This is a genomic window from Salinibacter sp., assembly GCF_042218895.1.
Lineage (GTDB): Bacteria > Bacteroidota > Rhodothermia > Rhodothermales > Salinibacteraceae > Salinibacter.
The window spans coordinates 1-11,211 of record NZ_JBDGQQ010000048.1; the positions used below are offsets into that span (position 1 = coordinate 1).

The window sequence follows — 11,211 nt, forward strand, 5'->3', positions numbered from 1 at the left end:
GTTCTTGCGGTAGTTTGAATCGTTTGCCCGCTGTTCTCCCAGCCCGTATCAGGGGATAGAGAACCAGCGGGCGCTCGCATCCTCGTCTTAGGCACGCACTCCCCCTCTGTCTCGAGTATTTTTGAACGAAAAGGACGACCACTTCCATGGAATCGACCCTCCTCCTGAAATGGCTCATTCCCGCCAGCGGTGTGCTGGCGCTGCTCTACGCCTTTACCCGAACACGCTGGGTGAACAAGCAAGACATGGGCACCGATCAAATGATCGATCTGTCGGAGAACATCGCGGAAGGAGCCCGCACCTTTTTACGCCGTGAGTACCGCTGGCTCAGCATCTTCGTCCTCGTGGTAGCCGGGCTGCTGATCGTCGCGAACCAGGGCCAGACCAATTCCTCCTGGTGGGTCGGCGTCTCGTTCGTGGCGGGGGCGATCTGCTCCGGCCTCGCTGGCTTCATCGGGATGACCGTGGCGACGAAAGCGAACGTGCGCACGACGCAGGCGGCCCGCACGAGTCTGGGGCCCGCCATGAACGTCGCCTTCTCCGGCGGGCTCGTCATGGGCCTGTCCGTCGTTGGGCTCGGCGTCATCGGGCTCGGCGGCCTCTTCCTCCTCTACGACAACGCCCTCGGCTGGGAGCTGCCCAAGGTGATCAACGTCATTACCGGCTTCTCGATGGGCGCCTCGGCCATTGCGCTCTTTGCCCGCGTGGGGGGCGGCATCTACACGAAGGCCGCGGACGTGGGCGCCGACCTCGCCGGTAAGGTCTACGCCGGGATTCCGGAGGACGACCCGCGCAACCCCGCCACGATTGCCGACAACGTGGGCGACAACGTAGGCGACGTGGCCGGCATGGGCGCCGACCTCTTCGAAAGCTTCGTCGGCGCAATTATCGGCACGATGGTCCTCGGTGCCTCCTTCACCGCTGCCTTCGGGCCAGCGGACGATACCCTCCGGCTGGCCGGCGTGCTGTTGCCGCTGGTGCTGGCCGGCGCGGGCATCCTCGTGGCCATCATCGGCTCCTGGTTCGTCACCGTGGACGAGGGTGGCGACCCGCAGACGGCCCTCAATACCGGCGAGTTCGGGGCCGCCGGCATTATGGCCGTTGCCTCCTACTTCATCATCACGTGGATGCTGCCGTCCACCTGGACGTCGGAGGCCATCGCCTTTAGCGCTCGGAGCGAGTACACGGCGATTGGCGTCTTCTGGGCCGTGCTCATCGGCCTGGCCGCGGGCCTGCTGATCGGCCTCGTGACTGAGTACTACACGGGCACCGAGTACGGGCCGGTCGAAGGCATCGCCGAGCAGAGCATCGCGGGGACGGCAACCAACATTATCAGCGGTCTCGGCGTGGGCATGCAGTCAGCGGGCTTTCCGGCCCTCATCATCGCCGTCGGCATTGTCGGCGCCAACTACTTCGCCGGCCTGTACGGCATCGCCATTGCCGCGGTGGGCATGCTGTCGATCACGGGCATGCAGCTGGCCATCGACGCGTACGGCCCCATCTCGGACAACGCGGGGGGGCTCGCCGAAATGAGCGGCCTGCCCTCCGAGGTGCGCGACCGCACCGACAAGCTCGACGCGGTGGGCAACACCACCGCCGCCATCGGCAAGGGCTTTGCCATCGGCTCCGCGGCGCTCACGGCGCTGGCCCTCTTCGCCGCCTACATGCGCCAGGCCGAGGTAGAAAGCATCGACGTGGCGGACCCGGTGATCTTGTCCGGGCTCCTCGTTGGCGCCGTGCTGCCCTACGTTTTCAGCTCCCTCTCGATTGAGGCGGTGAGCCGGGCGGCCGGCGACATGATTAAGGAGGTCGGGCGACAGCTCGACGAGATTCCCGGCATCATGGAGGGGGAGGGGACGCCCGAATACGTGCGCTGCGTGGACATTTCCACGAAGGCCGCGCTCCGCGAGATGGCGGCGCCGGGCCTGCTCGCCATCCTCGTGCCCGTCATTGTCGGCTTCTTCATCGATAAGGGCATGCTCGGCGGCCTGCTGGCGGGCGTTACCGTCTCCGGCGTCCTGTTCGCCATCTTCCAGAGTAACGCCGGAGGGGCCTGGGACAACGCGAAGAAGCGCATCGAGGCCGACTACACCGGGGAGGACGGGGAGACGCACGGCAAGGGAAGCGAGGCACACACGGCCTCGGTCGTGGGCGACACGGTGGGCGACCCCCTGAAGGACACGAGCGGCCCGAGTCTCAACATTCTCATCAAGCTCATCGCGGTCGTATCCCTCGTGATTGCTCCGCTCATTGCCTGATGACTGCCCGTTTTGCCCTCGAGCCGAGCGGGACAGGAGGGGCGAGGATCTTCGTTCCACTGTCCCGCTTTTTTTATCGAGGAGGGTTCCGTACATTGAGATTACCTGTTGGCCGGAAGCGCTTCGACCGGCCCGGTGCTGGCCCTCGACCGAGACGCATACTCTACGGACGTTGAACGAACGGACTGTCATGGCTGAGGTAGACGTTGAAATGCCCAAGATGGGCGAAAGTATTACCGAAGGAACCGTCATCGCCTGGCACAAGCAGCCCGGTGATGAGGTCGAGCAGGATGAGATTCTGCTCGAAATTGGCACCGACAAGGTCGACACGGAGGTGCCCTCGCCCCAGGCCGGCATGCTCACGGAGGTGCTCGTGGAGGAGGGCGACACGGTTGAGGTGGGCACCATCATTGCCCGCGTGGAAACGGAGGTCGAGGAGGCTGAAGTTGAGCCGGAGGGGGTCTCGCCTACCGCGGACGAGCCCGAGGCGGTCGACGAAGCGTCCGAAGAGCGGACGGCCGACGAGTCTCTTTCCGAACCGGAGGCCGAGCCGAGGGAGGCAAGTGCGTCCGGGGGTGAGACAGTTGAAGTCGTGATGCCCAAGATGGGCGAAAGCATCACTGAAGGGACAGTCGTTGCCTGGTACAAGGATGTGGGCGACGAGGTGGTCGTCGACGAGACGCTTCTGGAAATCGGCACCGACAAAGTCGACACGGAGGTGCCCTCGCCGGCCGCCGGCGTACTTCAAGAAAAGCGCGTCGCCGAAGGCGAGACGGTCGAGGTTGGGACAGTCGTTGCCCTGCTCGCCTCCGAGGCTGAGGCCGGAGAGGAAGCGCCCTCCGCCCCTGAAGGCCCTGAGGAAGAGGCGGGACAGGAACCAGACGAGCCCGAAATGCCCTCTCCGCCGCCGTCTGGGGACGGCATGGCCCGGGAACCCGGGGAGGCCGAACGGCCCCCGGAAGAAACGATCAAGCGTCGCGGGTCCGACGGGCGGTTCTACTCGCCGCTCGTGCGTTCCATTGCCAAGGAGGAGGGCCTTCGGATGAGCGAACTCGAATCGCTTGAGGGGTCTGGGCGAGGGGGCCGGGTGACGAAAGAGGACGTGCTCGCCTACCTCGAAGAGCGCGAGGAAGAGGAACTCGCCGAGCCGGCCGCGCCCGCTACAGCCCCCGAACGACCGCCCCGTCCCAGCCGTCCCGAGGAGCAGCCCGTTCGTGGCGACTACACGGTCGAGGAGGGCCCGAGCGAGGAAGAGCTCAAGCAGCAGTACGGCGAGCGCATCGAGGTTCAGCCCATGGACCGGATGCGCAAAATTACGGCCGAGCACATGGTGCGCTCGAAGGCCACCTCCGCCCACGTCACCTCTTTCGCGGAGGCCGACGTGACGGGCCTGGTTCGCCTCCGCGAGCGCGAAAAAGAGGCCTTCCAGGACCGTGAGGGCGTGAAGCTCACCTACACGCCCTTCTTCGTGAGGGCGGCCGTTGAGGCGCTCCGGGAGCATCCTACGCTCAACGCCAGCGTCGAGGGGGACAAAATCGTGCTGAAGAAGGACTATCACGTCGGCATCGCCGTGGCCATCGGCAACAAGGGCCTCCTGGCCCCCGTCATCCGCAACGCGGGCGACTACAATGTGGTGGGCCTCGCCCGCAAGGCCGCCAACATCGCCGAGCGGGCCCGCAACAAGGAGCTCCAGCCCGAAGAGCTACAGGGTGGCACCTTCACGGTCACCAACATTGGCTCGCTCGGCTCGCTGATGGGCACCCCCATCATCAACCAGCCGCAGGTGGGCATCCTCGCCACCGGCGCCATCCAGAAGCGGCCCGTCGTGGTCGAGGACGATCTTGGCGACTCCATCGCGGTGCGGCACATGATGTACCTTTCCCTCAGCTACGACCACCGCATCATCGACGGGGCCATGGGCGCGAGCTTCCTCCAGCGTGTCGTCGCCGAGCTCGAGTCCTTTTCCGAGGACGACGACCTGTTCTGATTTCGTTTCCGGGTGGATGAGGTCAGCCTGCCCTGGAGAATCGATGCCCAAAAGACAAGGGCTGCTCAACCTTCAACGTGCGAACGTTCAACGTTGAACGTTAGAAGGTTCAGAAGCTGTTTGGCGGACTGTCTATGGCCTGCGACTTCGCGGATCTTGTGCAGAACGGGTTCTGCACTCGCCCGGTAGCGCTGCTACAGGGCTCGTTTGGGCTCCGTCCATGCACGTCGCCCGCTGTGTCTCGGCTGAATATCCATCCACAAAACAGCTTCTCAGGGCTCTGTCTCACAGAAGGGAAGCGTTCTCGAACGGGATGACGGCTTCACTCAGAAACGAAATCAGACGCCCCAAATCATCCAGATGCCGCCGCAGGTGACGATGGAGAGCAGCAGTTGCAGGGGCGCCCCCATCCGCAGGAAGTCCGTGAAGCGGTAGCCGCCCGGGCCATAGACCATGAGGTTGGTCTGGTAGCCGATGGGGGTGAGCAGGGCCCCGCTCGCCGCAAACGTCACGGCCAGGACGAACGAGAAGGGATTGGCGCCCGTGAGCTGAGCCGCCTCCACCGCCATCGGTATCATCAAAATGACGCTGGCGTTGTTGCTGATCAGCTGGGTGACCAGGCTCGTGAAGACGTAGAAGACAAGCAGCAGGGCGACGGCGGGCAGGCCCGCCGACATCTCGGTCACGCCGTAGGCCAGGTACTCGGCCGTGCCCGACCGCTCCATCGCCATGCCGAGCGGAATGAGGCCGGCCAGGAGCACGATCACGCTCCAGTCCACCGCCTCGTACACCTCGTTGGGCTGCACGCAGCCGGTAGCCACCATGGCCACCACCCCGCCCAGGGCCGACACGAGGATCGGCATAATTTCCATCGCCGCCAGCCCCACGACCAGACCGATAATCCCCAGGGCCAGCGGAAGCTTTTCGCTCCGGAAAGACACCTCGTCTTCCTCCTGCACCACCACGAAGGTGCGGTTTTGCTCGAACTGCTTGATGGCCCGGCCCGATGCCTGTACGAGCAGAGTATCGCCTCCCTGAAGCGGCACCGCATCGATCTCATCGTAGAGGAGTTCCCCCTGGCGGCGGAGGGCCAGCACCAGGGCGTCGTAGCGCTGGGCAAAGGTCACCGACCGAAGCGTCTCCCCGACGAGAGGATTGTCGGAGAGCAGCACCACCTCGACGAGTGCTTCGTTCTCCGCCTCGATCTCGAAGTCCGCTTCCGTAATTTTCGTCCGCACGACCGGCTCCAGCTCCTGTGTGTCCATAAGCTCCACGAGCACGTCCCGGTTTGTGCGCAGCAGAAGCACATCGCCCGCGCGAAACTCCTTCGGCCCCAGCGGAGCGGCAAAGGCCTCGCCGTCCCGGCGCATCTGCACAATGTCGAGGTCAAGCTCCATCTGCCCCAGCGTCTCCCGCACGGTCCTGCCGACGAGGGGCGACTCTTCAGTCACGACCACCTCCGCGAGGTAGCCGCTCATCTCGAACTCGTCGGTCAGATCTTCCTCCGGCTTGATGCGCTCGGGGAGCAGGCGATGGCCCACCGTCATCAGGTAGACGAGGCCCGTTCCGAGTACGATCGCGCCCAGTGCCGTAAACTCGAACATCGAGAACGGGTGATCCAGCAGGCGGGCACTCACGTCACTTGCCAGAATGGAAGTGGAGGTCCCGATGAGCGTGAGCATCCCGCCCAGCATCGACGCAAACGAGATAGGCATCAGCAGCTTCGAGGGGGAGGTTTTTGTTTTGCGCGCGATGTTTGTGGTCATTGGAATCATCATCGCCACCACCGGGGTGTTGTTGATGATTCCGGCCGTGCCCCCCGAGAGCCCAATGAGCGCACCGTACTGTTTGTAGAAGCTTCCCTGCGCCCACGCCACGATCGCGTTGCCTAAGCGCCGCAGCACGCCCGTTCGCCGAATGCCCTCACTGAGGACAAACATCGCGAGCACCGTAATGGTGGCCGGGCTGGCAAACCCGGCAACGCCGTCCGTCGGCCCCACGCCCGTCCACGGTTCCAGCAGCACAACCGCCACAATGACCCCGAGGGCCGTGATGTCAATGGGGATCACCTCTGTGATGAAAAGGACGAGGACGATGGCGATGAGCCCAAGCACGACGAGCATGTCGACGGTGAAGACGGGCGCTGCCTGAGCGAGAAGAAGCGTGGACACAGGGAAACAAGGGCGAGACGAGAAATGCGGATTGAGTGTAGGGGGAAGGACTTTACATGGTGACGGGTCCGCTCCGAAGACGCAACTGCCAAGGCCGAATCTTGCACAATCCTTTCGATCCCCCGGCTGGTCGTTGCACTGCAGATGTGACGCAGCGCCTCAGCACCCGTCCCGATCACTCGTTGATCGACACAGTGGGCCGAGCTGCCGTGGTAGCCCCCCAGACGCTGCCTCTTGAATGTCCGTGTGCCCTTTCTGGAGCCCTCGACTGAAGAGACCAAGCTCGGCTCCGAGATCGTACCGCACGGTCCCGTACACCGTCGAATGGCAGAGCTCCACGCCGTGCTCCTCCCCAGGCCACTGCTGGACCTCCTTGCAGCCCCCAAAGCCTTCCGGCCCGGCAGGTCGGCCTTTCAGGATCTCCATCACATCCGGGGGAACCGACTGCGAGCCTAGATCTGGACCGGGCTCCCCCAACTTCCCGAAGCTCGTCGAGGCCTCCCTCCTCGTAGAACTCCAGCCAATCGGCAATCGTATTGCGGTGGACACCCATGTGACGGGCCGCTCCGCTTCGACCCCTAGCCTCTCCAGTCTTCAAACGTGGCAGCATGCGGGACCGGCGCTAGGTCTGCGCATCTCGCTCTTTGCGAACGAGGCGTTCGAGCTTCTCGACCGGCTCAGAAATCTCGGGGATGTTGCACATGGCAGCAAGCGCGCCCCGGAAAGCACAGTTCGGCGTCCGACCCGCTAAAATTGAATACTGATCCCCAGCCTCTTTCACGAACTGAGTCGAAGGTGCTCTCCAGTGTCTCAGCGTCCTTGTGTGCCCGGAGCTGGCTTCCGTTATTGACACCGTCCGGAACAGGCCCTTGATTGGTAGACCCCAGCGACGAATCCGAGGCCTTCTGTTGTTGAGCCGAGACGACCCCGGCTCCGTCGGAGGCCCCCTCCTAACACGATCCCTCTGCTCCCTATGTCCGACGACGCAACTCAGAACGGCCCCGAACTCGAGCTCTCCCTCCGTGAGCTCCGCGACCACCTGCAGGCCTTCCAGGACGACTATCTGGAAGACAAGAGTGACGAGACGGTGGGGACGTACCGCCGCTCTCTCAACTCGTTCGAGAAATGGTTCGTGCAGCAGAACAACTTCCGGTTCACGGAGGACGACGTGCGCGACTATAAGCGCTACCTGATGGAGGACCGGGAGCTCAGCCAGGTGTCCGTCTCCACGTACCTGACCGCGCTCCGGCGCTTCTGTCAGTACCTCACCGACATTGGCAATCTGACCGAGAACCCCGCCAAGGCCGTGAAGGGCAACCGGCGGCCCGAGACGCACTCGCGGTCGGTCCTCACGGAGTCCGACATCGAACAGCTGGAGGAGGTTGTCGACGACACCACGCTGATCGACAAGCGGGACCAGGCCATCATTTCGCTTATGCTCTACGCAGGGCTCAGCGAGATCGAGATCGTTCGGGCCAACGTGGAGGATCTGGAAAACACCCTCATGGGTCCCGTGCTCCGCGTGCAGGGCAAGGGGCGCGAGGTAAAGGATCAGGAGGCCCCGCTCGATCCGCCGGTCCTAGAAGCTGTTGAGAACTACCTCGACGCCCGGGACGACATGCACCCCGAGGATCCCCTGTTTGTCTCTCATGGCCATCGTTCGGACGGGGAGCGGCTCAAGACGCGCTCGGTGCGGAGCCGCATCAACGGCTATCTGAAGGAGGCGGAGATCAAACGCAAGGGCGTAACGCCCCACAGCCTCACCCACACGGCGGCCCTCCTCTGGCTGAACGACGGCATGCCCCTCGAAGAGGTGAAGGAGCGGATGCGCCACGGGACCCTCGACACGACCATGATTTACTACAAAAAGCAGGGCCTCCTGAAGCGCGACCCGGAGGAACTGGAAGACCTGGATGTGTGACTCGTGATGCGTAAGGGTGTGAGGCGTGAGAGAGAACAACTGCCCTTCCTCCACAATTCCCCCGCCTTCAGCCTTCTCACCTTCTCACTTTCAGCCTTCCCACCTTCAATCTGCCAATTTTTACAACGCGTCGAGGTCAGCCCGAACCGTGAATTGATGAAGTCCGCCGAGCTCCGACCACGAGCCGTAGGCATAGTCGACGGACACGTCCCCCACCACAAGACCAACGCCACCGCTGAGTCCAGACGGATCGAATGCATCATCGAGGGCCAGTTCCCGGCTGCGACGGTGGTTGTATCCCAGACGCAGGCGGAGCGCGTCGCCCAGGTGCAGTTCCCCCCCGAAGGTGAGATGTGCCAACACGTGATCGACCGTCGAGCCGCCCCGGATTCCTTCCCCCACCTGGATGAGGTCGTAGGCAGTCAAAGACAGGAGCACCGGCAGGTGGGCCAGTCGTTTCGAGACCCCAACCTGTAGGTCGAGCGGAAGGGTTGCCTCGTCGGGCCCAAACCCGTCGATCGAGACCCCAAGGTGGCGAAGTGAGGCCCCAAGCGTAAGCTGGCGGTCGGGCACGCGAACGAGAACGCCGAGGTCCGTAGCCGCGGCCGTGGCCTGGGCCCGCTGGATCTGTGCGTACAGCAGATGGACGTTGGCCCCGTACCGGAGGTGTGGCCCGAGGGCCCGGGCGGCTCCGAGGGTCAGGACCCCGTCCCCCGCCGTAAAGGAACCGGTGCGCTCTCCCCGCGCATTCCGTTCTTCGATCGTACCCCAGTGCACGAAGCGGAGCCCCCCGCTCAGCGTCGTCTTGAGGCCGGACACCGTGTGGCTGTAGGCGAGGGTGCCTGCATTGATGCCCGAGAGGTGACTCAGGTAGGAGAGCGAGGGCGACCGGCTCGTGGCCGGCCCCGGAACGGCGGGATTGTAGAACATCGCGTTCACGTCGCCGTCGGCCACAGCGGTAAAGGCGCTGCCCAGCGCGGCGGCCCGGGCCGAGGCATCGAAGCGCAGTAGTGGAAAGCTCGACAACTCCGCTCCGGGCTGGGCCCCCGCCGGCGCAGCGACGAGCATGAGCACTAAGAATGCTGAGGCAGCAGGCTTCATGCGTTGAACCGATCGTGCACAAGAGGCCCCCGAGGCGCGAATGTCCCGGGGCGAAGCGGGTTCCTTTCGCCAACGCCCGAGCCTGGAATGCGTCCTCGCAGGGCCACGATGCAGGCACCTGGGCTGGAACGCAACCCGGTGGCTCGCGTGCCACTTGTGATCCAAAAATCGACCGCTTGCTTCCAGGCGGTCCTTTGACTGTCTCTTCCGCCGCAGCGACGCTCATCGATGCGGCATCGTCTTGTCGTTTTGTTCTCCAGGTACGTGCACTCTTCCCCCACATGTTTGAATGGATTAAAAATCTGTTCGGCGACCAGAATGAGCGGGAGCTCAACAAGCTCTGGCCCGTCGTCGAGGAGATCAACGAGCACTACGAGGATTTTCAGGACCTGACCGACGAGGAGCTTCGGGCCAAGACGGACGAGTTCCGGGCCGAGATCCAGGAGGCCGTGGCCGACGTGGAGGCCCGGCAGGAAGAGATTCAGAAGCGGTTGCGCCGGGCCCCAAGCCCCGATGCGCCGGTGGGGGGAGACGGCGAAGTGTCTGCCGTGGAGGTTGAACCTCTCTCTCTCGATGAACGAGATGCCCTCTACGACGAGTACGACGAGCTTGAGGAGGAGTGGCACGACATTGTCGAGGACAAGCTCTGGGAGCTTATCCCTGAAGCCTTTGCGGTCATTAAGGAGACGTGCCGCCGCATGCTCGGCGAGACGTGGACGGCCGGCGGATCGAAGGTGGAGTGGCACATGGTGCCCTACGATGTGCAGCTCCTCGGGGCCGTTGTTCTTCATCAGGGCCGCATTGCCGAGATGAAGACGGGGGAGGGCAAGACGCTGGCGGCCGTGATGCCCCTGTATCTCAACGCTCTCGCCGGCCGAGGCTGCCACCTCGTGACGGTGAACCCGTACCTGGCCAAGCGGGACACCGAGTGGATGGGTCCAATCTACGAATTCCACGGCCTCACGGTCGATTGCGTCAACTGGTACGACCCGCACACGCCGGAACGCAAGGAGGCGTACCAGGCCGACATCACGTACGGCACGAACAATGAGTTTGGCTTCGACTATCTGCGCGACAACTCCTTCGTCGTTCGGCCCGAGCAACTGATGCAACGGGGCCACCACTACGCCATCATCGACGAAATCGACTCGGTCCTGATCGACGAGGCCCGCACCCCGCTCATCATTAGCGGTCCGGTGCCCGAGCAGGAGAACGACGAGTACCGCGCCCTGCGCGACCCGGTCGAGAAGCTGGTCGACGCGCAGCGTCGACTGGTGCGCTCCCTGGTAAAAGACGCAGAAGAGTACCTCGATGCGAAGGAGGAGGCCGAGGAGGCGGGCGACTCCCAGCGGGCCCAGGAACTGGAGGACGAAGCCGGGCTCGCGCTCCTGCGCGCCTCGCGCGGCTACCCGAAGAATCGCCAGCTTCAGAAGCTCCTCAACGAACGGCCCGGCGTGGAGCGCCTGCGACAGAAGACGGAAAACTTCTACCTGCAGGAGAACGCCAAACGCATGCCGATGGTCGACGAGGAGCTCTACTTCTCGGTCGACGAGAAGAAACAAACCGTCGAGATGACCGAGAAGGGACAGGAGTACATCGCGAAGGTCATGGACGAGACGTCAGACTTGTTCGTGCTCCCTGTCGTGGGGGAGGAGGTGGCCGAGCTTGAAGATGAATACGAGCAGAAGGTCGAAGAGCTCGAGGAGGAGCTTCAGGAACGGGACGACCTCTCGAAGGAGAAGCGGGAGAACAAGTACATGAACGACAAGCGGG

5 protein-coding genes and 1 pseudogene are annotated in these 11,211 nt (G+C 63.7%); 4 read left to right on the forward strand and 2 right to left on the reverse strand.

Features of this window, described 5'->3' with window-relative positions; genetic code table 11:
- Window positions 1-146 precede the first annotated feature (146 nt).
- Together ABEL04_RS05285 and sucB are read left to right on the forward strand one after the other, a co-directional pair.
- Window positions 147-2,258: a sodium-translocating pyrophosphatase gene (locus ABEL04_RS05285; RefSeq protein ID WP_375801343.1), complete on the forward strand. Its 2,112-nt coding sequence runs from the start codon at window positions 147-149 to the stop codon at window positions 2,256-2,258.
- Window positions 2,259-2,448: 190 nt separating this feature from the next.
- Complete coding sequence (gene sucB, locus ABEL04_RS05290; protein ID WP_375801344.1) at window positions 2,449-4,245, forward strand: 2-oxoglutarate dehydrogenase, E2 component, dihydrolipoamide succinyltransferase; 1,797 nt, start codon at window positions 2,449-2,451, stop codon at window positions 4,243-4,245.
- A gap of 338 nt (window positions 4,246-4,583) precedes the next feature.
- Here the strand turns inward: sucB and ABEL04_RS05295 are convergent, their stop codons facing one another.
- On the reverse strand, window positions 4,584-6,368 hold the full coding sequence (locus ABEL04_RS05295; RefSeq protein WP_375801347.1) for an SLC13 family permease: 1,785 nt from the start codon (window positions 6,366-6,368) through the stop codon (window positions 4,584-4,586).
- 1,021 nt (window positions 6,369-7,389) lie between these two features.
- Here ABEL04_RS05295 and ABEL04_RS05300 point away from each other — a divergent pair.
- Window positions 7,390-8,337: a tyrosine-type recombinase/integrase gene (locus ABEL04_RS05300; protein WP_375801345.1), complete on the forward strand. Its 948-nt coding sequence runs from the start codon at window positions 7,390-7,392 to the stop codon at window positions 8,335-8,337.
- A 120-nt stretch (window positions 8,338-8,457) separates the two neighbouring features.
- On the opposite strand, the gene porQ is transcribed toward ABEL04_RS05300, so the two are convergent.
- Window positions 8,458-9,438, reverse strand: a complete 981-nt coding sequence (gene porQ / locus ABEL04_RS05305; protein ID WP_375801346.1) for a type IX secretion system protein PorQ — start codon at window positions 9,436-9,438, stop codon at window positions 8,458-8,460.
- Window positions 9,439-9,719: 281 nt separating this feature from the next.
- Here porQ and secA point away from each other — a divergent pair.
- A pseudogene (gene secA / locus ABEL04_RS05310) lies at window positions 9,720-11,211 on the forward strand (preprotein translocase subunit SecA); the annotation flags it as partial.

Coding starts and splice junctions, on each gene's coding strand:
- ABEL04_RS05285 (WP_375801343.1), top strand. CDS start 147: ATGGAATCGACCCTCCTCCTGAAATGGCTCATTCCCGCCAGCGGTGTG.
- sucB (WP_375801344.1), top strand. CDS start 2,449: ATGGCTGAGGTAGACGTTGAAATGCCCAAGATGGGCGAAAGTATTACC.
- ABEL04_RS05295 (WP_375801347.1), bottom strand. CDS start 6,368: ATGCTCGTCGTGCTTGGGCTCATCGCCATCGTCCTCGTCCTTTTCATC.
- ABEL04_RS05300 (WP_375801345.1), top strand. CDS start 7,390: ATGTCCGACGACGCAACTCAGAACGGCCCCGAACTCGAGCTCTCCCTC.
- porQ (WP_375801346.1), bottom strand. CDS start 9,438: ATGAAGCCTGCTGCCTCAGCATTCTTAGTGCTCATGCTCGTCGCTGCG.